This window comes from Acinetobacter sp. A22 (assembly GCF_030913345.1).
Taxonomy (GTDB): Bacteria; Pseudomonadota; Gammaproteobacteria; order Pseudomonadales; family Moraxellaceae; genus Acinetobacter; species Acinetobacter junii.
The window spans coordinates 2718821-2741793 of sequence record NZ_CP133162.1 but is presented as its reverse complement, the minus strand read 5'-3'; the positions used below and the strand labels follow the sequence as shown (position 1 = coordinate 2741793).

18 protein-coding genes and 1 pseudogene are annotated in these 22973 nt (G+C 40.8%); 6 read left to right on the top strand and 13 right to left on the bottom strand.

The window, feature by feature from the left end:
* Positions 1-115 precede the first annotated feature (115 nt).
* From Q9Q86_RS13325 to Q9Q86_RS13315, 3 genes are all read right to left on the bottom strand, one after another.
* Positions 116-493 (bottom strand): hypothetical protein, encoded by a 378-nt coding sequence (locus tag Q9Q86_RS13325; RefSeq protein ID WP_004910303.1) that lies wholly within the window; start codon positions 491-493, stop codon positions 116-118.
* Between the two features lie 132 nt (positions 494-625).
* Positions 626-3754, bottom strand: a complete 3129-nt coding sequence (locus tag Q9Q86_RS13320) for an efflux RND transporter permease subunit (RefSeq protein WP_112986326.1) — start codon at positions 3752-3754, stop codon at positions 626-628.
* A gap of 2 nt (positions 3755-3756) precedes the next feature.
* Positions 3757-4857, bottom strand: a complete 1101-nt coding sequence (locus Q9Q86_RS13315) for an efflux RND transporter periplasmic adaptor subunit (protein WP_112986327.1) — start codon at positions 4855-4857, stop codon at positions 3757-3759.
* Between the two features lie 153 nt (positions 4858-5010).
* Here Q9Q86_RS13315 and Q9Q86_RS13310 point away from each other — a divergent pair, with 153 nt between their 5' ends.
* The 3 genes from Q9Q86_RS13310 to Q9Q86_RS13300 all read left to right on the top strand — a co-directional run bounded on the left by Q9Q86_RS13310 (position 5011) and on the right by Q9Q86_RS13300 (position 9989).
* Positions 5011-5634: a TetR/AcrR family transcriptional regulator gene (locus tag Q9Q86_RS13310; RefSeq protein WP_112986328.1), complete on the top strand. Its 624-nt coding sequence runs from the start codon at positions 5011-5013 to the stop codon at positions 5632-5634.
* An 83-nt stretch (positions 5635-5717) separates the two neighbouring features.
* Positions 5718-8399 (top strand): phosphoenolpyruvate carboxylase, encoded by a 2682-nt coding sequence (ppc, locus tag Q9Q86_RS13305; RefSeq protein ID WP_112986329.1) that lies wholly within the window; start codon positions 5718-5720, stop codon positions 8397-8399.
* 300 nt (positions 8400-8699) lie between these two features.
* Positions 8700-9989, top strand: a complete 1290-nt coding sequence (locus tag Q9Q86_RS13300; protein ID WP_005403484.1) for a solute carrier family 23 protein — start codon at positions 8700-8702, stop codon at positions 9987-9989.
* 36 nt (positions 9990-10025) lie between these two features.
* On the opposite strand, the gene Q9Q86_RS13295 is transcribed toward Q9Q86_RS13300, so the two are convergent.
* The 3 genes from Q9Q86_RS13295 to ilvD all read right to left on the bottom strand — a co-directional run bounded on the left by Q9Q86_RS13295 (position 10026) and on the right by ilvD (position 13753).
* Positions 10026-10433 (bottom strand): DUF4259 domain-containing protein, encoded by a 408-nt coding sequence (locus Q9Q86_RS13295; RefSeq protein WP_005403485.1) that lies wholly within the window; start codon positions 10431-10433, stop codon positions 10026-10028.
* 42 nt (positions 10434-10475) lie between these two features.
* Positions 10476-11762 (bottom strand): hypothetical protein, encoded by a 1287-nt coding sequence (locus Q9Q86_RS13290; RefSeq protein WP_004951069.1) that lies wholly within the window; start codon positions 11760-11762, stop codon positions 10476-10478.
* A gap of 161 nt (positions 11763-11923) precedes the next feature.
* Positions 11924-13753 (bottom strand): dihydroxy-acid dehydratase, encoded by a 1830-nt coding sequence (ilvD, locus tag Q9Q86_RS13285; RefSeq protein WP_004951068.1) that lies wholly within the window; start codon positions 13751-13753, stop codon positions 11924-11926.
* A 211-nt stretch (positions 13754-13964) separates the two neighbouring features.
* Here ilvD and fmt point away from each other — a divergent pair, with 211 nt between their 5' ends.
* Both fmt and rsmB read left to right on the top strand, forming a co-directional pair.
* Positions 13965-14927 (top strand): methionyl-tRNA formyltransferase, encoded by a 963-nt coding sequence (fmt, locus tag Q9Q86_RS13280; RefSeq protein WP_112986330.1) that lies wholly within the window; start codon positions 13965-13967, stop codon positions 14925-14927.
* Positions 14924-16231, top strand: coding sequence for a 16S rRNA (cytosine(967)-C(5))-methyltransferase RsmB (gene rsmB, locus Q9Q86_RS13275; protein WP_112986331.1), 1308 nt, complete (start codon positions 14924-14926; stop codon positions 16229-16231). Before fmt ends, rsmB begins: the two co-directional genes overlap by 4 nt.
* A gap of 42 nt (positions 16232-16273) precedes the next feature.
* On the opposite strand, the gene Q9Q86_RS13270 is transcribed toward rsmB, so the two are convergent.
* From Q9Q86_RS13270 to Q9Q86_RS13255, 4 genes and pseudogenes are all read right to left on the bottom strand, one after another.
* Positions 16274-16417: a methionine/alanine import family NSS transporter small subunit gene (locus tag Q9Q86_RS13270; protein ID WP_004910340.1), complete on the bottom strand. Its 144-nt coding sequence runs from the start codon at positions 16415-16417 to the stop codon at positions 16274-16276.
* 12 nt (positions 16418-16429) lie between these two features.
* Positions 16430-17908, bottom strand: coding sequence for a sodium-dependent transporter (locus tag Q9Q86_RS13265; protein ID WP_004910343.1), 1479 nt, complete (start codon positions 17906-17908; stop codon positions 16430-16432).
* 371 nt (positions 17909-18279) lie between these two features.
* On the bottom strand, positions 18280-19722 hold the full coding sequence (locus Q9Q86_RS13260) for an aldehyde dehydrogenase family protein (protein WP_112986332.1): 1443 nt from the start codon (positions 19720-19722) through the stop codon (positions 18280-18282).
* Between the two features lie 135 nt (positions 19723-19857).
* Positions 19858-20570: pseudogene (locus Q9Q86_RS13255) on the bottom strand (IS5 family transposase).
* Between the two features lie 100 nt (positions 20571-20670).
* On the opposite strand from Q9Q86_RS13255, the gene Q9Q86_RS13250 reads away from it, so the two are divergent.
* Positions 20671-21366 carry a TIGR04219 family outer membrane beta-barrel protein gene (locus Q9Q86_RS13250; RefSeq protein ID WP_112987704.1) on the top strand — a complete coding sequence of 232 codons (696 nt, stop codon included), beginning with the start codon at positions 20671-20673 and terminating at the stop codon, positions 21364-21366.
* A 284-nt stretch (positions 21367-21650) separates the two neighbouring features.
* Here Q9Q86_RS13250 and Q9Q86_RS13245 read toward each other — a convergent pair whose 3' ends face one another.
* From Q9Q86_RS13245 to Q9Q86_RS13235, 3 genes are all read right to left on the bottom strand, one after another.
* Positions 21651-21962, bottom strand: coding sequence for an ankyrin repeat domain-containing protein (locus Q9Q86_RS13245; protein ID WP_112987705.1), 312 nt, complete (start codon positions 21960-21962; stop codon positions 21651-21653).
* Positions 21963-22124: 162 nt separating this feature from the next.
* Positions 22125-22334: a hypothetical protein gene (locus Q9Q86_RS13240; protein WP_146751492.1), complete on the bottom strand. Its 210-nt coding sequence runs from the start codon at positions 22332-22334 to the stop codon at positions 22125-22127.
* A gap of 267 nt (positions 22335-22601) precedes the next feature.
* Positions 22602-22892, bottom strand: coding sequence for a hypothetical protein (locus tag Q9Q86_RS13235; RefSeq protein ID WP_112987707.1), 291 nt, complete (start codon positions 22890-22892; stop codon positions 22602-22604).
* Between the last annotated feature and the right edge of the window lie 81 nt (positions 22893-22973).

Below are 22973 nucleotides of genomic sequence, written 5' to 3'. Positions count from 1 at the left end.
ATTAAATCTCTACGAATAAATAGGCTCTGTTGATCTTATTTTTGAGATCAACAGAGCCTAGATAGGGGCTATATTACAAATTTACAAGGTCTAAGTTAATAAAAAAGCAGCTTTATTAGAAAACTGCTTTATTTTTTAAATACTTAGAAAGTCCTTTCAGCCAAGCATTCAACAAGAATAACCAAGCAATTGAACTAAATACGACACCTGCGACTGTTGTAGCAGTCACCCAAATTGCACTGTCCCATGCAAAAAAGAACAATGGGATAAACCACAAAGAGGCAAAAAAAGCCATCATAATAAATAACAGCACATTACGCATGATCCATAGGGCATGCGCATGAATCCAAACTTCGGCATTATCCACAATCGCAACTTTTCGTGCAAACATGTATGCAAACGCAGCAAACAAAATTGTAAATAATGCAAGAAACATGAACACGTAAGAAATCGCTACATAGCGACGATGCTGCTCAATATTGTCTTGCCCCATGCTCTATTTCACCTCAATCCATGCATTTTGCCAAATCAATCATGCAATGAAATTCAATTATTTTTTGGTCTTAAAATATAGGTGCTACTATATTGAAATTTTCAATATTTCGCACCTTTATTCACAAAATAATTACGTTAGATATGTTGCTTTTTTGACCTTAAACCACGCTGCATAGAGTGCAGGCAGGAAAAATAGGGTCAATAAGGTCGCAACAATCAATCCACCCATAATTGCAACAGCCATTGGACCAAAGAAAATACTGCGTGAAAGTGGGATCATTGCAAGAACTGCAGCAAGTGCTGTCAGTACAATCGGACGGAATCGTCGCATCGTCGCATCAATCACCGCATCCCATGCTGCTTGTCCAGCCTGAATATCTTGCTCAATCTGATCAATCAAGATCAATGAGTTACGCATGATCATACCAGACAAGGCGATTGTCCCAAGCATAGCCACAAAACCAAAAGGCTTATTAAACAATAGCAAGAATGCAACAACGCCTATTAACCCTAATGGTGCGGTTAACAATACAATCGTCGCACGCGACATACTGCGTAATTGAATCATGAGCAAAGTCATCACTACAGCTAGGAATAATGGCATTCCTGCATTGACTGAACTTTGACCCTTAGCAGATTCTTCAACAGTTCCCCCAACTTCGAGCAAATAACCATTTGGCAGATCATCACGCACGTCCTGCATCTGATCAGCTAACTGCTGAACTACCGTGGCAGGTTGTAGATGGCTACGAATATCTGCTCTTACAGTAATGGTTGGTAAACGGTTACGATGCCAAATCAAGCCTTCTTCAAATCGTGATTCTATTTTTGCAATCTGTGCCAATGGGACTGTTGTGCCCTGCGTTGTCGGAACGGCTAAAGATGCTAAAGATGCCACTTCTGCACGCTCAGCCTGATCTCCTCGCAAGCGAATTTCAATTAACTCACGTTTTTCGCGATACTGATTCATCACTGTACCAGTCACCGAAGCATTCAAGAAATTGGCTAAATCAAAACTCGTAACACCCATTTGACGCGCACGGTCTTGATCGATTTCGATAGCAATAATCTTGCTTGGCTCACCCCAATCTAAATGCACATTGGTGGTATTCGGATCTTCACTCATCACTTTTGCCACTTTTTGTGCCCATAGACGCACGGTGCTTAGATCTTCTCCTGAAACACGATATTGCAATGGGTATCCCACTGGTGGACCATTTTCGAGCAACGAAACACGCGTACGCACTTGAGGCAATAATTGCTTGATTTGCGTTTCTAAAGAACGGCGAATTTCATCACGATCATCTAAAGACGATGCGAGTACGACAAACTGCGCAAAACTGGCTTGCGGTAGTTGTTGGTCTAAAGGTAAGTAAAAGCGAGGAGAACCTGTTCCAACGTAGGCAACATAATTATCGATCCCTTTTTGTTTAGATAAGAATGACTCCACCTTTTTAACAGCCTGTTCAGTCGCTGTCAGTGACGCACCTTCTTCAAGCTTTAAATCCACTAAGATTTCTGCACGGTTAGATTGTGGAAAGAATTGTTGAGGAACGAATTTAAACATCGCAACTGATAAAACAAAGATTGCCACCGTGACTGCGATTACTGTTTTACGGTACGTAATACAGAGCTCTACCATACGACGGAAAGACTGATAAAACTTGGTTTGATAGGGATCATGGTGCTGTCCATGTGCCTGTACAACAGGTTCAGGCTGTTTCCGCAATCTCGCCCAAAGCCTCAAATACCATGCTGCTTTCTGTTGTTGCTTGGTGAAGTCAGGGAGTAATTTTTCACCCAAATATGGAACAAAGAGTACGGCTGCTATCCATGACACAATTAACGCAATGGTTACGACTTGGAAAATAGAACGTGTATATTCACCAGTGCCTGATTGTGCCGTTGCAATCGGTAAGAAACCTGCTGCGGTAATCAATGTTCCTGTCAGCATTGGAAATGCCGTGGTTTGCCACGCAAATCCTGCTGCTTTGAGTCTGCTATAGCCCTGCTCCATTTTAATTGCCATCATTTCAACAGCAATAATGGCATCATCGACCAACAAACCGAGTGCAAGAATCAAGGCACCGAGGGAAATCTTATGCAGACCGACATCAAATAGATTCATCCCTGCAAAGGTCATTGCCAAAACGAGTGGAATAGACAAAGCCACCACCAGTCCTGTGCGAAAACCCAATGAAAAGAAGCTGACCAATAAAACGATAATGACCGCTTCAGCCAATACCTTTAAAAATTCCTGAATACTGCGTTGTACTGCGACTGGTTGATCTGAAACTTTTTGAAGTTTCATGCCCACAGGCAATGATTTCTGCAAATGATTAAATTCGGTTTCTAAGTTTTTGCCCAAAGCGATGATGTCACCGCCTTTGCGCATCGAAACCGCGATGCCAATGCCATTTTCCCCCATAAAACGCATACGAGGTTGAGCAGGTTCACTGAAGCCCCGATAAACATCAGCAACATCCCCCAATTGAATGGTTTTATCACCGACCAATAGCGGCATTTTTTTCAGATCATCTACACTGTGCAAATGTCCACTGACGCGAAGTTGAATACGATCTGTGCCAGTTTCAAAGAATCCTGCACTTGCCATATCATTTTGCTTTTGTATCGCTTCTTGAATGGCTGTCACAGGTACACCGAGCTGCACCGCTTTGGTATTGGATAATTCAATCCATATTTTTTGATCTTGTAATCCGACTAAATTGACTTTGCTCACATCTTTGACTCGTTGCAATTGCAGTTGCAAACGATCGGCATATTCTTTCATTACCGCGTAGTCAAAGTCGTTCCCTGTAAGGACATAGATGTTGCCAAAAGTATCGCCGAACTCATCATTGAAAAATGGTCCTTGTACACCACTGGGTAACTGATGGCGAATATCATTGACCTTTTTTCTGACGTTGTACCAAACATCAGGTATTGCACTCGAAGGTAAACTGTCTTTAGCAACAAAAGTCACCAAAGATTCACCGGGACGTGAATAAGCCATGATGCGGTCATACTGACCTGTGGTCATCAATTCTTTTTCAATTCGATCGGTCACGAGTGTCGAGACTTCTTTAGCCGTTGCACCAGGCCAGTAAGTCTGTACCACCATCACTTTAAAGGTAAAAGGTGGATCCTCACTTTGCGACAGCTTGGAATAAGACATAATCCCGACGATGCCGAGTAGCAGCATAAAATAAAGCACAATGCCTTTATTTTTCAGTGCCCATTCTGAGAGGTTAAATTTCATGATTAACCTCCAGTTTTGATCGTGACTTCACGATTCTCTCGGTCTACAGGATGAATCTTTTGTTGCTCACGTAACAAATGCACACCGCCAACCACAACCCAGTCTGTTGCTTTTAAACCAGACAGGACAGGAACACTATCTCGACCATAGGCGCCTAAGCGAACTGGAACTTTACGTAAGGTCTTATTTGTCGTCACGACCCATACAAATGCCTGCTGATCATTAGCCGTCACACTAGAGAGTGGGACGCTGAGGACATTTGTTTGATTTGCAACAAAGAATACACGCGCACTTTGTCCCAACTGAATGCTAGATTGACCTTCCAATAAGGAAACCTTGACCGTAAATGTTCGAGATTGATCAGCAGCAGGAGAAACCTCTCGTACTTTAGCTGCAAAGCGAAGGTCTGGCTGAGACCACAGTGTGACCCAAGCAGGCTGCCCCACTTTAATCGTTGCGACTGCTTGTTCAGGGACTCCAAATACAACTTCACGCTCTCCATCAATCGCGAGCAGATAGGCAGCCTGTCCTGCTGCAACCACCTGACCCACTTCAATTTGACGTTCGGTAATCACGCCATTTTTATTGGAGATCAGTTGGTTATATCCCGTTTGATTCGAAGAAACTTCATAGTTTGAGCGTGCTTGTTGCAAACTTGCTTGCGCTGCTTCGTATTGATTTTTGATCGCATCAAATTGTGAGCGACTGACTGCATTTACTGGCAATAATTGCTGATAACGCTGATATTCTTGCGCTGCAATTTTTGCTGCTGCTTGTGCACTGTCTAGCTGTGCTTTAGCTGCATTAAGTTGTAACTGAGCATCTTTAACATCTAACTTCGCTAATACTTGCCCAACTCTGACTCGATCACCAACATTGACAAAGCGTTCGGTAATTTGTCCTCCAACACGAAATGCCAATGCCGTTTGCTGTCTCGCCTGTACATCACCTGCATAGCTTTTTTGATCAATATGATTACTACTCGGTTGCGCGACCATGACATAAGGAATTTCTTCCGTCTTTGGAACCTCTTTTTGACATGCTGTTAAAGTGACACTGCTGAGTACGAGCAATCCCACAATTACATGATTTAGCAGATTCATCTCTTTTTCGCTCTTATTCAAATTGATTTTTTAAGGCACAATATGAATATCATGATAAATTGTTTATTTTTTAATTAATATACCCATGAGTACACTAATTAAAAATTAAAGTTATTTATTTGATTTTTAATTTAATTAAAAGAGAACGATAACGTGCAAAACAGTAGTGGTCGCCCTAAAGATTTGGAAAAAAGAGCTAAAATTTTACAGGCTGCGAAATCTCTTTTCCTGAAAATGGGGTATCACGCTGCCAACATGAATCAAATTGCCAAAGAAGCAGGCGTCACGAAACTGACCGTGTATAACCACTTTCAAGACAAAGCCAATTTATTTATCTGTGCAATTGAAGAAACCTGTGAAGAATCTATTTGTGCTAAAGAAATCATTCTCACGGCAGAAACCAATTTTACACAAGCACTCTATCTGATGTGCCATCGTGCTTTAACTATTATTTATCTTCCTGAGGCATTAAAACTTGATCGTTTATTGTTCGAACTCGCAGCAGAACAAAGCCCTTTAACACAGCAGTTTTTCGATGCTTCACATACACGTATGAGCAATGTTTGGTGTAATTTTTTTGAGCAGGCAATTGCACTTAAATTTATTCGTGCTGACGATCCTTTAAAACAAACTGAATTATTCGTGTCTTTAATGTTGGGCTTACGTCATTACCGAGTTCTACTCGGATTGGATGAAGTGCCGACCGCGAATGAAATCGATCAGATGATTCAACAAGCGATTGAGCTTTTTTTGCTTAAATATCAACCCAAAAATTAAATAAAATTCACATTTTTTACGTTCTGCTCTTGGATTGTCTCTCAATCGCGTTATAGTCGAATGAGAACATCAGGAGAAATAGAATGATTCAACAAATCACAGCTCCATTACGAGAAGACGTCCGTTTATTGGGCAACTTACTCGGCGAAACATTAAAACTACATGCTGGGCAAGATTTGTTTAATCAAATTGAGCAAATTCGCGCTTTAGCAAAAGGCGCACGTGACGGTCAAATAGAAGCAGAGAAGCAGTTAGAACAGCTTTTTCTTGGGCTAAAAGATGAGGAGATTTTGCCTTTAACACGAGCATTCTCACATTTTCTTAACTTCGCTAATATTGCTGAACAATATCACGTGGTACGTAGTCGACGTCATGCGGAGTTTGACGAGCATGCGCCTAGCCCCAATCCGCTCACTCACCTGTTTGAAAAATTTAAAAATCAGCAAATTTCTGAACAGCAATTATTTCAACAAATTTGCGATCTAAAAATTGAGCTAGTACTGACAGCGCATCCAACAGAAGTTAGTCGTCGTACCCTGATCCAAAAATATGATGATATTACGGATTGTCTATCACAGCTTGATCAAAAGAAATTAACGCCTCGTGAACGTCAACAGACCATCGCCACACTCAAACAGCTAGTCACCTCTGCATGGCAAACCGATGAAATCCGTCAACACCGCCCGACGCCTGTAGATGAAGCAAAATGGGGGTTTGCAACGATTGAACAAACGTTATGGAATGCTGTACCTAAATTTATTCGTGAATTAAATGAATTAACACAACAGCATTGCCTGCAAGCTTTGCCTCTCAGCATAGCACCGATCCGTTTTGCCTCATGGATGGGTGGCGACCGCGATGGTAATCCGAATGTCACTCATCAAGTGACACAGGAAGTCCTGTGGTTATCGCGTTGGCAAGCTGCAGATTTATACCTCCGAGATATTGAAAATCTACGTTGGGAACTTTCTATCCAAAATTGTTCTAAAGAGCTTAGTGAAGCTTTAGGTTATGAACATCCTGAGCCATACCGTGAATATCTACGCATTACCCGTGAACGACTTAAAGCAACACGTTATTGTTTAGGTCAACGTTTACAAGGTTTGGATGCCGACGATAGCAATATCATTCGAAATAAAGATGAATTATTGGCTCCTCTTCTGCTTTGCTATCGCTCCCTTGTGGACAGTAACCTTGCTGAAATCGCCAACGGACAACTGCTCGATTTTATCTATCGTGTGAATTGTTTCGGAATTGAACTACTCAAACTCGATATCCGCCAAGAATCAGGTCGTCATCGTCAAGCCATTTCTGCGATTACGGAATATTTAGGTTTGGGTAATTTCGAATCGTGGACAGAACAAGCGCGTCAAAACTTCTTGATTCAGGAATTACAAAGTAAACGTCCATTATTACCTAAGTATTTGAATGAGCCAGAAGGTAGTCTCATTCAACATCCAGATGTGCTCGAAGTGTTTGCCACTATGCGTACTCTAGCTGAGCAACCAGCAGAGAGTTTAGGGGCTTATATCATTTCAATGGCTGAATATCCTAGTGATGTGTTGGCTGTATTGCTCTTGCAAAAAGAAGCGGGCATTCAAAATCCTCTGCGTGTCGTGCCATTGTTCGAAACCTTGAAAGATTTGGACGGCGCTGCCAAAACCATGGATACCTTGTTTAATATGCATTGGTACAAGCAGCATATCCATGGCAAACATGAAGTGATGATTGGTTATTCTGACTCTGCCAAAGATGCAGGCTTTATGTCAGCAAATTGGGCTCAATATCGTGCACAAGAAGAACTCACCGCGGTTGCAAAAAAACATGATGTGCAATTAACCCTATTCCATGGTCGTGGTGGTTCAATCAGTCGTGGCGGTGCTCCAACCCAACAAGCACTCTTTTCTCAACCACCAGGCTCAATCTCAGGTGCTATTCGTGTCACTGAGCAAGGTGAAATGATCCGCTTTAAATTTGGTTTAGAAGGGATTGCCTTACAAAACTTGGAAATCTATACTGCTGCGACCTTAGAAGCGACTTTATTACCACCGCCAGAACCTAAGAAAGAATGGCGTGATTTGATGAATCAGATGACGGATCTCTCCGTTAAGGTATATCGCCAAACGGTTCGTGAGAATCCAAATTTTGTGAGTTATTTGCGTACGGTTACACCAGAATTAGAGCTGCAAATGCTGCCATTGGGATCACGCCCAGCAAAACGAAAAGTCAGTGGTGGCATCGAATCCTTACGTGCAATTCCATGGGTATTTGCTTGGACACAAATTCGTTTGATGTTGCCCGCTTGGCTGGGAACTGGCACCGCAATTAATCAAGTGCATGAACAACATAAAAATACGCTCAATGACATGCTAGATCAGTGGCCGTATTTCCAAACCTTAATTGATATGTTGGAAATGGTATTGTCTAAATCAGATGCAGACATTGCGTTGTATTACGAATCTCATTTGACTGATGATCAGGACCTCAAAGCACTCGGAATAGAGTTAAGACAACGATTACAAAATGCGGTTGATACACTTTTGAATCTGAAAGGTGAGTCTAAACTTCTGAGCAATAATGAGGTCTTAGATCAGTCGATGCAGGTTAGAAAACCTTATCTATTGCCACTTCATTTGTTGCAAGCTGAGTTGATGAAACGTCGTCGTTTATATTTAGCTGAGCATCAAACAGAACATACACCTGTTGATCATGCCTTAATGGTGAGTATTGCAGGTATTGCCGCAGGGCTTCGCAATACAGGTTAATCATTCTCTATGTCTAACCCTCATCAAATAATTCAGTTTGATGAGGGTTAAATTGGCAAAATATGCCAACCGGACAAAATTTTTTTAAATTTATTTTAAAAATTAAATTGAGCTATTTTGCAAATACAACAAGCAAAATCAACAATGAATTCTAAAGTTTATTTACATATATATTTTACCAAAAGGTAAAAATATGAAATTTATGACCATTTGCGTTCATTCAGATCAATGACCAATAGATGAAAGCATAATTTAAGACAGGGTATCATACGCGCTGATATCACATAATGAGTCTACTTTATGTCAAATTGGTTTCCAAAATGGCAGCCGTATCAGGGGAAGATTGATCATCGCCCTGTTGCGACAAACGAATATTTACCGCCCTTACAAAGCGCGGTACTCGGGGTACAACACGCATTTGCAATGTTTGGAGCAACTGTTCTTGCGCCATTGCTGATGGGTTTTAATCCAAATCTCGCGATTTTAATGTCAGGGATTTGTACGATTATCTTCTTCTTGATCACAGGTGGACGTGTACCGAGTTATCTCGGTTCAAGTTTTGCGTTTATTGGTGTGGTTGCAGCCGCTACAGGTCACATCACGGGCTCTGGTGCAAACCCGAATCTATCAGTTGCACTTGGAGGTATCGTTGCTTGCGGTATCTTGTATGCTTTAATTGGCTTTGCCGTCATGTTGACAGGCACACGTTGGATTGAAAAATTAATGCCACCTGTTGTAACAGGTGCGATCGTAATGATCATTGGTTTAAACCTTGCCCCAGTAACAATCAAAGGCGTTGCAGGTCAGCCTTTTGAAATGTGGATGGCGCTCATCACTGTGCTGAGCATGGGTGTTATCGCGGTATTTACCAAAGGCTTATTACAGCGTTTATTACTGTTGGTAGGTTTACTGATTGCCTATGCCATTTACGTCATCGTGACGAATGTGCTTGGATTTGGAAAACCAATCGATTTTTCACAAATCGCGGCAGCACCATGGTTTGGTATTCCAAGCTTTTCTCATCCTACTTTTGATATGAATGCCATGTTAATTATTGCACCTGTTGCATTAATTTTAGTTGCAGAAAACTTAGGTCATATCAAAGCAGTGGGTGCAATGACAGGCGAAGACCTAACCCCTCAACTAGGTAAAGCATTTGTTGCCGATGGTTTAGCAACCACGTTATCAGGTGGTGTGGGTGCACCAGGGATGACGACTTACGGTGAAAATATCGGTGTCATGGCTGTTACCCGTGTTTATTCAACCATCGTCTTTGTAATCGCTGGTGTCTTTGCAATCTTTTTAGGTCTATCACCAAAATTTGGTGCCGTGATCAGCACAATTCCTACCGCGCTACTTACGGGTGCCTCAATTGTGGTCTTTGGTTTAATTACTATTGCTGGCGCAAAAATCTGGATCGAAAACAAAGTCGACTTCTCTAATAATAAAAATCTGATCGTTGCATCTGTGACAATTATCTTGGGTGCGGGTAATTTCGAGTTATTATTCGGAAGCTTTAACTTAGGTGGAATTGGTACAGCAACCTTCGCCGCTATCTTTCTAAATGTTCTGTTTAGCCTAAAAAAATAAAAATTTAATTATCAAAGGCAGCATGAGCTGCCTTTTTTACTGTAAAGCATCATTTAACTGCTGAATGTTCCCCAACCATAACTCATATTCATCGGACTCTAGCCACAATTCCTTGAGTTCAGAATCATCAGCAACTATTCGTTCCAAAACACGCTTCGCCAATGACAACAGATCATCACTTGGTTGCTCCGAAATGGTTTCTAACCATTGATCTACTTTCTCAGTGTAAACATCGGATTGAGTCCCTTCGCCAAGACGCTTTGCAATGACTTCAACCGCAGCAATGGCTTCCATCGCTAAATCAGCATCTAAATACTCATCGCCCTCATCAAGTGCCACCTGTAAAGCAGCCTCAATCACTGCAAAGTCTGTCGCATCCTCTAGTTCGTATGCCCAGTCATTTGCAGTGTCATTTCCAAACGATTCATGTGACCACGTTCCCATCATTTTTTCCTTTTTTATTGTTCAGTATTAAAATGCTCAAAGTTACTCTTGGCTTTGTTGTTTATACTTTTCTTCTAAAACATTACTAATAATGCTTTCAATCATCCACACTCGATACAAACTATTAAACACATAAGTTTGTCCGTCTATACGAAACTCTAAGACTGGAAAATCAGGTTGATGCTTTTCCTGACACAGAACATCATTTTGCTTTAAGCATTGTTCAACATCTTGTTCAGTCAGTTGGTCAATATCCAAACGCTTTTGCATTTTTTGAAAATGCGCCTTAAAGGATAAATCTTTTCCACGTGTCCAAACCGCTTCTAAAATCTCATGCATGCAGTCGACTTGTTGCTCAACAGGGACGCTATAAAACAATTTTGCCATTTCATAGGTTGCCTCTTTGGTTGGTCGACAAAAAGGTGTAAATGCAACTTGTGTCCGCTTAGACACTCGTGTTGCCAAACTCCAATCAAACCAATCACGTCCGTGATAACTTAATGGATACACGCTTAATTGGATATTGTAATAATTTGCCAGTTCTTCTTTGATGTAGGCGAGTAATAGCCAGCTCATTGGATCTTCAAGAGCGATATATAAATCCAGCTCTGGATGCAAACCTTGAACTTCAGTTATAGACTCACCGTCATTGATTAAATGCTCTCGCCACTCAATATGATTAATCAAAAAGATGGGATTACCCGTAAGTAGTTTTTGTTGTTTTAAACGGCGGGTCAAACGTAATAAATCATCAACAGCTTGATACTTACGCTCACCAAATTCGAAATAGCTAGCAATCACTGGCACATCTTTAAAAATGCGTTCTGGGTAATTTTGTGGAGTTTGATGCTTGCTGGCCATAGCATGCAAAGTACGTAATTTTCCATATTGCTGCTGCCAAAGCATATGAAAGACATCTTCTAGTAAATGTAAAAAATTTTGTTCTCTTAATGGCGTATTTCTTAGAATTGTTTCTGCTTGTTGTAAGGCTTCTGCTGTTGGTATTTCAGGTGTATCGTCAAATCCAAAACGATGCTGTTTTGCTAGAATCTTGGCATCATTTAGACAATATTGAAGCCAATCTTCGGCTGTCATTCCATTTGGGGGTTCTGCACCCTGTCTAGATATAATCACCTTTAATGGTTTGAGTTCGTCACTCAAAATCTCATTCAACTGATCCAGTTGTTGTACCGCAAGATAACTATAAACATCGTCTAAACGAAGATAAATGCTTAAACCCTGTTCCGTGGGTAATTCCGCCTGACGAGAAGGTTTTTGGTAAAACCAACGCGATCGGATGGGATCAAACCAACGACGTAACAAAGACATGTCGATAGCCTCTAATGGTCATAAAATCTGTAAGTGAATGAAATTGTACTCACGTATCAATTTATACGTCAGCAAAAATTATCTTCAGTATCTAATAAAATCAAAAAAAAATCCCCCTTTTATTGTAAGAGGGATCTCGCCGCTTTAAGGGGCGATCAGAATTACAGAACGCGAACGGCGCCTTTTGCTGCGCTCGTAGAGTGCATTGCATAAATCTTAAGTGATTTAGAAACTTTACGCTTGCGCTCTTCAGCTGGATGCCAGCCTTTCGCTTCTTGAACCGTACGACGATGAGCCATCGTTGCATCATCTACATTCAAGTGAATCGTACGATTTGGAATATCGATTTCAATGGTATCGCCATCTTCAACCAATCCAATCGCACCGCCTTCAGCAGCTTCAGGAGACACGTGACCAATTGATAAGCCTGAAGAACCACCAGAGAAACGACCATCCGTAATCAAAGCGCAGTCTTTACCTAAACCTTTTGATTTCAAGTAGCTTGTTGGATACAACATTTCTTGCATACCTGGACCACCGCGTGGACCTTCGTAGCGAATCACAACAATGTCACCTGCAACGATTTTATGATCTAAGATTGCTTCAACCGCTGAATCTTGGCTTTCAAAAACACGTGCTGTGCCGGTGAATTTCAGAATCGATTCATCTACACCCGCTGTTTTAACGATACAACCATCTAATGCGATGTTACCGTAAAGTACAGCCAAACCACCGTCTTTAGAGAAAGCATGTTCCGCATTACGGATTACGCCTTTCTCACGGTCACCATCAAGCGTTGAATAATAACGGTTTTGTGAGAATGCTACTTGCGTAGGAACACCGCCTGGAGAAGAGCGATAGAACTCATAAACATCAGGATCTTCAGTGCGAATAATATCCCACTTATCTAAAGCATCTTTCAGTGTTTTTTCATGTACGGTTGGGCATGAAGTATTCAGTAGATTGGCACGATCAAGCTCACCTAAGATCGCCATAATACCGCCCGCACGATGCACATCTTCCATATGTACATCAGATTTTGCAGGTGCAACTTTAGACAACACTGGTACTTGGCGAGACAAGCGGTCAATATCATCCATTGTAAAATCAACTTCAGCTTCATGTGCAGCTGCAAGTAAATGTAATACAGTGTTGGTTGAACCACCCATTGCAATATCAAGCGTCATTGCATTTTCAAACGCAGCTTTAGTTGCAATTGAACGTGGCAAAATGCTGTCATCATTCTGTTCGTAATAACGTTTCGCAAGTTCAACAACTAAACGACCCGCTTTTAGGAATAATTTTTCACGATTGGCATGAGTTGCAACAATTGAACCATTGCCTGGTAATGATAAACCTAATGCTTCTGTTAAACAGTTCATCGAGTTTGCAGTAAACATACCTGAACATGAACCACAAGTAGGACACGCAGAGCGTTCGAAAGCAGCAACTTCTTCATCGGTATAGCTTTCATCAGCAGCAACAACCATCGCATCAACAAGGTCAATCGCTTTTTCATCACCTCGGAATTTAACTTTACCCGCCTCCATTGGGCCGCCAGAAACGAAAACCACTGGAATATTAAGGCGCATAGCCGCCATGAGCATTCCTGGTGTGATCTTGTCACAGTTCGAGATACAGACCATCGCATCTGCACAGTGCGCATTTACCATGTATTCAACTGAGTCCGCAATCAAATCACGTGATGGCAATGAATACAACATGCCGTCATGCCCCATCGCAATACCATCATCTACCGCGATGGTATTAAATTCTTTCGCTACACCACCAGCAGCTTCAATTTCTCGTGCAACCAGTTGCCCTAAATCTTTAAGATGCACGTGACCTGGAACGAATTGGGTAAATGAGTTGACGACCGCAATAATAGGTTTGCCAAAATCTTCATCTTTCATACCTGTCGCACGCCATAAACCGCGCGCGCCAGCCATATTTCTTCCATGTGTTGATGTTTTCGAACGATAATCAGGCATTTTTTATTCCCAACAAGTTTGTGCTCGAGATGAATAGGACATTCTCTCTGGCGAAATGATACTGAGCTTTTCCCATCATACTACAAGTTATCGTTTAACTGATGACCAGCGAACCTATCTTTTTTTGTTCAAAGACAATTCCTTTCACCTAATTAGGGGCTAGTGGCTTTTTGGCTTATAATTTGGGGTAAATTTTCTGTGGATTATCTTTGTGAAGATCATTTTTGCTGGTACGCCTAAATTTGCGGCAACCGCATTGGCGGCATTATTAAAAACACCACACCAGATTATTGCGGTTTACACTCAACCTGATCGTAAATCAGGACGCGGACAAAAGCTTACGCCTTCTCCTGTAAAGCAACTTGCACTTGAACATGGCTTACCTGTTTTTCAACCGCTGCATTTTAAAGCGTCAACTGAAGAAGGTTTAGCTGCTCAACAAGAGTTAGCAGCTTTGGGTGCTGATGTCATGGTAGTCGCTGCTTACGGTCTGATCTTGCCACAAACAGTGTTAGATACACCTAAATACGGTTGTTTAAACATTCACGGTTCTCTATTACCTCGTTGGCGTGGAGCAGCTCCGATTCAACGTGCAATCGCAACAGGAGATGCCGAAACAGGCATCACCATCATGCAAATGGCAGCAGGTTTGGACACAGGCGATATGATGTACAAAACCTATTGCCCAATTACTGCAGAAGATACCTCTGCAAGCTTGCATGACAAGTTGGCAACTCAAGGTGCTGAAGCCATTTGTACCGTGCTTGAATCTGAGCAAAGTTTGCAATCATTTATTGCCAAACGTGAAGCTCAAGATGAATCCCTGACGGTTTATGCACATAAATTAGTGAAATCAGAAGCACGTATTGATTGGACACAAACTGCAATCCAAATCGACCGCAATATTCGTGCGTTCAATCCTTGGCCTGTGGCTTTTATTCAATTGGATGAAAATAACGCTTTACGTGTTTGGAGTTCAATGCCCTCCGAGATCAGTAAAGCAAATGCTCAATTAGGTGAAATTCTTGCAATTGATAAGCAAGGCGTACATGTCGCTTGTGGTGAAAACAGTGTCGTGTGCTTAACCAGTTTACAGTGGTCAGGGGGTAAAGCGCTTAATCCTGTACAAATTGCCCAAACTCAAAAATTACATCTTGGACAAATTCTCCCATGAGCCAATCGAATCAATCATCTACAAAAAATTTGAATCTACGTGCGCAAGTGATCAAAACACTTTTGGCTGTTCAAAATGGGCAATCTTTGACTTCTGTATTGAATCAACATATCAATATGGTCTCTGAACGTGATCGTGGTTTATATCACGAACTGACTTTAGGTTGTTTACGCCAGTGGTTTTCATTAAAAGCCATTACCTTACCATTGCTCACCAAACCGTTAGACAATGAAGCATTAGAAAGTTGTTTATATCTTGGCTTATATCAAATTTTATGTACCCGTATTCCTGTACATGCTGCAATTTCGGAAACTGTAAATGCTGCTAAGCAATTAGGTTTCGAGCCAATGAGTGGTTTGGTCAATGCGATTCTGCGTCGTGTTTCACGTGAAACAGATGAATTTCAAATAGCTTTGAATAATACACATGGTTTACCAAGTTGGTTATTCAAACGAATCAAAAAAGATTGGCCTGAGCAAGCAGAGCATCTGTGCCAAGCCTTAAAACAAGTCGCGCCACTCACCCTGCGCGTCAATGAACGCCAAGTTAGTCGTGATGAATATTTAGAGATTTTGGACGAAGAACAGATTAATGCTCGTCCTTGCATGCTTTCTGACGTTGGTATTGTTTTGGAACAAACGGGCAATATTACCCATTTACCAGGTTTCGAAGAAGGTGGCTTTTCTGTTCAGGATGAACATGCACAATTGTGTGCCACGCTTTTACCGAACCTAGATAGCAAAGTGGTGGTTGATGCTTGTGCTGCACCAGGTGGAAAGACAGCACACATCCTTGAGCGCTTTAATCCTAAAAAGCTAATCGCATTAGATCATGATGCAAAACGTTTATTGCGTGTTTCTGAAAATATCGAACGTCTTGGCTTAGATCAAACTGAAGTGGAGATTATCGCAGCCGATGCCACCACATGGCAGGCACCAGAACCCGTCGATTGTATCGTGCTGGATGCACCTTGTTCTGCAACAGGTGTTATTCGTCGTCATCCTGATATTCGCTTGCTCAGACAATCCACAGACATCGCACAAACCGTGGCTTTACAGCAACAGATTTTGAGACAGATGTGGCAACAGCTTAAAGTTGACGGTACGCTGCTTTATATCACCTGCTCAATATTAAAAGTCGAGAATGAGCAGCAGATGGTCGAGTTTTTTGCAGACCATCCCGATGCAAAAGAAATTAAAATCTCTGCGGATTGGGGTATAGAACAGATCCATGGTCGTCAGCTGTTGCCTTCAAATCAATCAGGTGATGGTTTCTATTATTGTCATATCCAAAAACAAGCGTAATAAAAAAGCAGGCTTAAAAGCCTGCTTTTTTTTAAGAATCAATTACAGCGTATGCTGATCTTTAACTTCTTCAAGAACATCATCTAAATCTTCTGGATTCTTCATTAGGTGGCGAATCGACAAAGCGAGTCCACCCCATAAAAACACCATTGAAATAATCATCATTACGATTGCTGAAGTATTCATAATTTTATTCTCCTAGCGATCTTTCATTCTGCTTAAAACGAGCGCAACGACAGCACAGAAAATGACACTGCCCCATCCAAACACGCCTTGTAAGCTCATACTGTAAGTATCGTAACCGTTCTTAATCAAGTTAATCACTGTCATGCTCAAAGTCGTTAACAGGATCAATGATGTGATCACAGTAAGCGTAAACGCCCAACCTTTACCTAACTGAATCGTAGAAATACGGTTCACATGATCACGAAGTTCAATCAAAGCAGAGCGTTTAAACCAAGCAATACTAATGATAGAAACCAATGCTCCGCCAATAATACCGATGTTATTGATGAAGTGATCCACAATATCCACCAGCTTAATGGCATTAACGCTTGAGAATAAAATCACTGAAACTAGCGCACTACCACCACCGATGATCGTTACTGCCTTCTTGCGTCCCCATTTCAATTTATCCTGCATTGCTGCGATTGGCACTTCAAGAATACTCACCATCGATGAAATACCAGCAACAAACAACGATGAGAAGAACAACAGACCAAATACGTCTGCGCCTGCACCTAAGCTTGAAATAATTTTAGGGAATGCAATAAATGCCAGACCAATACCACCACTTACGACATCTTTAACTTCTGTACCCGCAGCATGTGCCATAAAGCCGAGTGCAGCAAAAATACCAATACCAGCAAGGATTTCAGTCGATGCATTGGCAAAACCAACGATCAAACCAGAGCCTGTTAAGTTAGTTTTAGGCTTCAAGTAAGATGCATAGGTCACCATGATCCCAAAACCTACAGAAAGTGAGAAGAACGTATGACCATAAGCTGCTAACCAAACTTTATAGTCCATCATCGCTGCCCAGTTTGGCGTAAAGAAAGCATTTAAGCCTTGAACCGCACCAGGTAAACGTAAAGATTGAACAACAAGGATAGTGAACAATACGAACAGTAAAGGCATGAAAATCTTGTTCGATAGTTCAACACCTTTTTTAACCCCACCATAAAGAATGATGAGTGTTAATGCCCAAATTCCCACAATTGGCCAGAATAGATGACTAACAAACTGAAAATCAAAACCTGAAGCTTTCGAAGTTTGTAGGTAAGTATTAAAGAAGAAGCTTTCAGGATCACTACCCCACGCTTGCCCGATCGAGAAATAAATATAACTTCCCGCCCAAGTCAAAACACTAGCGTAATATAAACCGATGATAATACAGACACAGACTTGCCACCAACCTAATGTTTCACCGCCTTTAAACAAAGAACGATAAGCTTTCGGTGGAGAATTACGAGCACGATGACCTGTGGCATAATCTAAAAACAAAAGCGGTAAACCCGCAGTGATAAGTGCCAATAAATACGGGATAAGAAAGGCACCACCACCATTTTCATAGGCAACATATGGAAAGCGCCAGATATTACCTAAACCTACAGCTGAACCTACAGCTGCAATAATAAAACCAGATCGTGATGTCCAGTTTTCACGAGAATCTGCCATAGAACACCTAATATATTCATGTGGCACTTTTCAAACTGCGTTCACTTGTTATTATCCAACAGAGAGAAAAGTACCGTAAAAATCTTGTTTTGCTTGCATGAAAGTTCAACCTTGTGGGTCTCTTATTTCCATGTACAAACAAGCAAAAACCAAACCATCTTCCTTAAAGATTGGATTTTGTTTTTCTGCTTTTAATAGCTGAACAATACCTGTTTTTATTTCTTTTTACTGTAAATTCCTGACGAAAAAATCACACTTTTCGAGCGATTGATTATTTTTCAACTCAGTCAATAGTTGACCTTATAGTCAAATGATAAATTTAAGATACAGAAAACTATTAGGTGCAGAATCACAAGGTCTACCTGAATAATCTATTGCTTGATCGCCAGCAACCGTTCTTCCTGCATATCTCGAATCGCGGATTGAATTCCCTCTCGACCTAAGCCTGAGTCTTTCACACCGCCATACGGCATATTATCGACACGGAAGGTTGGCACATCATTGATAATTACACCTCCTACATGTAAATGGTCCCATGCATACAACATTTTATTGAGATTTTGTGTATAAACTCCTGCTTGTAATCCAAAACGACTTTGATTAATTGTTGCAATTCCTTGCTCGAAATCCTTATATTTTTCTAAAATGGCAACAGGGCCAAATGCTTCATCTTTATAAATTTCTAAAGTTGAATCAACATTTTCCAATAAGGTCGGTTCAAAACAAACACCATCTAAAACACCACCAACAAGTATTTTTGCACCTTTCTTTTCGGCTTTATCAATCCATTTTTTCAGTCGAATCGCTTCAGCTTCTTTAATCATTGGACCGACCAACGTCGTTGCTAAGCTTGGATCATCAACTTTAATCTTTTTTAATTTTGTGATTAATTTCTTTTTTAGATCCGCATAAATATCAGCATGCACTAAAATCCGCTGCACGCTGATACAAATCTGACCTGCATGACCATAAGCTGCACCAATTAAACGGTCAATCAAAGCATCATCAATGATTGCATCCGCCTCAATCATCACCGCAGCATTACCCCCCAATTCAAGCGTAACCTTTTTACGACCTGCTCTCGCTTTCATATCCCAGCCGACTTGATCAGAACCCGTAAAGCTGAGCAACTTAAAACGATCATCCGTAACTAAAATATCCGCCGCTTGACGATCACAAGGCAATACTGACCATGAACCTTTAGGCAAATCTGTTTCAGCCAATATCTCTGCAATTTTAAGCGAACTAATTGGCGTTAAACTTGCTGGTTTCAGCACAAAAGGACAACCCGCTGCAATCGCAGGTGCAATCTTATGCGCCACTAAATTCAAAGGAAAATTAAATGGACTAATTAAGGAAACTGCGCCAATCGGCACCTGTTTAACCATCCCACGATAACGAGAAGCTGCTGGTGTGACCGCTAAAGGTATTATTCGACCATCATCCATTTGAGTCACTGCATCCGCAGCCAATTGGAAGGTATTAATCAGCCGTTCAACCTCAGCACTTGCTGCACCACGAGGCTTGCCGCCTTCCGCAATCAAAATCTCAGTCAATTCACCACGCAATTCATTGAACCGTTTCACGCAATGCAACAATATTTTTTGTTTTTCAAAAGGTTTTAAAGCAGCCATTTCAGCTTCAGCTTTAACAGCTGATGCAATTGCCTTTTCTAGTGTTTTAGCATCAGCCAAAGCAACTCGTGCGAAAACATGAGCCTGATATTTATGATGTACATCTAACCACACTGCTGTCTTTACCGCTTTACCAGCCAAATATAATGGATATTCAACAACGTTTTCTTGCTCTTTCATTTCTTATTCTCTTTTCAAAAAACTAAAATTAGACTACTGCATAATTTTACAGATCACTATATCATTCGCCCAATCTATGATGAATTCACAACAATTCATTACGGTTTACGCTCATAAATTAGGGTCTGTTGAGAATTACCGAGAGTTAATTACACTCGCGCACAATTGAATCATGGCTTCAAAACTCGTATCTGTTTTACAACTACGCATCGCTATACGTTTAAATTCTTTTAACTTACAGAAATAGTTTTCAATGAGATGACGCCATTTATACATAGTCGTATCAAATGCTCTCATTACTTTTCGATTAGATTTGGGTGGGATCACCACTTTCACTTTACGTTCATTGAGTTCTTGGATGAGCCAATCTGCATCAAATGCTTTATCAGCTAGTAATGCTTGAAAATCAACATCTTCAATTAAAGGTTTGGTTTCTACTAAATCGTGATATTGACCAGGCATTAATCGAAACTTAATGAGGTTGCCTAGACTATCCACTAAGGCAAGAATTTTACAGGTCATTCCACCTCGAGATTTACCTATAGACTGTTTGAAAGTCCCCCTTTTGCACCTTGCCCATGTCGATGAACTTTAACAATCGTTCCATCAATCATGGCGTATTCCAAATCAACATCTTCATTTACAGATGCAAAAATAGTTTCAAATACACCAGCTTTAACCCAGTCACGGTATCTTTTAAAGACGGTATTCCATTTACCAAAATGAGCAGGTAGATCACGCCATGGACTGCCTGTACGGGCAATCCATAGGACTGCTTCTAAAAATAATCGATTATCTTTTCCACTACGACCTCGATCGGTCACTTTACCTAGGCAAAAAGGTTCCATTTTTGCCCATTGGGCATCAGTAAGTATGTATCTATCCATAGTACTATTATAAATTAATCAGTAGTCTTTGTTAATTCTCAACAAGCCCTAGGACTATACGATGAAAATTTTAAAAATATCGATGCTTGCTTTAGGAACAAGCCTTTGTGGTTTAGCACAAGCAGATGTTATTGGTGTCAAAGGTGATGTGAGCTACTGGGCATACGACGGTAAAGCAAACATGGCAACCCAAACTTCTGCTCAAGATCAAGACCTTGACCGTAAAGGGGCTGCGCAAATTTCTCTTGCTGTTGAACACCCTGTTCCATTAATTCCAAATGCAAAAATCCGTTATGTGAATTTAAAAACACAAACTGAAAATGAAGTTTTAGGTCAACCTGTTTATGACTTAGATATCGATCATACCGATTTCATTCTATATTATGAAATTCTCAATAACGTTGTGAATGCAGATGTTGGTTTTGGTGCAACCAATTTGAATGGCGATGTCAAAACGTTGAATTTAACAAAAACTGATATCGATAAAACAATTCCAGTGATCTACGGTTCAGCTGGGGTCAAACTACCGTTTACAGGTTTAAGCGCAAAAGCGGAATTGTTATATAGCAACTTTAATGATGCTAAAATCACAGATGCCCAAGCAGAATTACAATATAACTTTATTGATAATTTATTGGTCGATGTTGGCTTAAAAGCAGGCTACCGTATTTTAAACATCGAATTAGATGATTATGAAAAAAATGATCTTAAATTTGATTTTAAAGGGCCATATGTTGGTTTAGACATTCATTTCTAAATCAAATTAATAAAAAAGCGGAGTCTGATGATTCCGCTTTTTTATTATAAAGCATATATTTGCCATGTAAGCTTAAGCCTACAACCATCGTCGTCATTGGCGAATAGTTTAATTTAAAACTTTGCCTTATCATACAAAACATAAAGAGAAAGGAAGTCTCATTGAAAATAACAAGATACGCAGGAAGCGGTCGTTGATAAGGAATATAAACGACTAGAAACTGAATACTAAGAAGCCCCGTCAGGATGATGGGGCTTCTTTTTATTTATCATTTTATGCGTGATTTAAAGACTTTTGAGATACGCGACTACATCGCGATGCTCTGCCATTTCTGCAAGCTGCAGCGCAGTATATTCGCCTTTATACGCAACATTTGCTCCTTTACTCACTAGTAGCTTCACCACCGCCAAATGATCATTCTCAGCCGCAGCCTGTAATGCACTATAGCCTTCGTCATCAGTTTGGTTTGGGTCTATACCGTCAGCCAATAATTGCTCGACTTGTTCCACATCACCAAGGGATGCCCAATAGACCAGCTCAGGAAGATGCAGTTCATCATCGTTTTCAGGGAGTGGAGAGAATGAATTGAGTTTCATAAGGAATGATCCTTTTTCTAGTGCTAACTAAAATTAAAATCTAAATTTTGTAGTGTATCTATCTCAAATTTTATGGAAATCTTATACCCGAGTTAAGTGAATTAAAATATGCTTTGGTTTATTCAACTTCAAATGTTGTTTCTGACCATAGCCTCCGCAATCTCAGTCAGTATGCCAAAATACATCTGGCTTACCATCTGAACGCTGGGGAATTGAGTCTCTGAGAGGATTCTCGAAAACCCACTCCTCACCACGTTGTACTGCAGTATAAAAGTCATATCCACCTTCTTTGCGTTTCAACTCTACATATTGAGTCCACCTCCCATTACGGGCAGTCCACTCAATCTTGAAGCGAATTGATGACTTAGTCATATCACACGGCACTATCTGGTTTTGCATGACAGCCAAATTTGGCTGCACTGTCCCGCAATTAAATTTCACATGATGCTTGAAAAAGTCATGCATATTACCAGTGCGCTTAAGTTCCTCAACTCCTAAACTTACTTTATCCAAATCCAGAACACTAGCGTGGGCATCAATAAGAGGATAATCCCCCTCAACATGGGCAGTGATATTCCTAATGACTCCACCCTGCGGATTAACAAGCATCAACCACCCGACACTCTTTCCACCAGAAGTTTACCCTTCCAATCGCTCAGCCACCTTTGTTAGCTCGTCCAGTAAGCTCTCTTGTTTCTGCACGATACCACTAAATCCGTTCTCAACAGATTGTTGCTTTTTTACACGAAACCATTGCGCAAACGCCCAACAGGCTAAAAAAAAGGAGGGACCAAAAATTGAGATGGCGTTAACCAAATTCCTCTTATCGGGAGCAACTACAAGACTGTAGATTGTCCAAATAACTGCTATCAGCAAGGGAAATCCCATCTCGCGGCCAAGCTGTCGTAATACATGTAAGATATTAGGCACCCAAGTTTGCTCCACAAACAAATAAAACTTCTATGTCATTATTCACAGCACTTTTAATATTTATCGCTATTTTGATTTTAT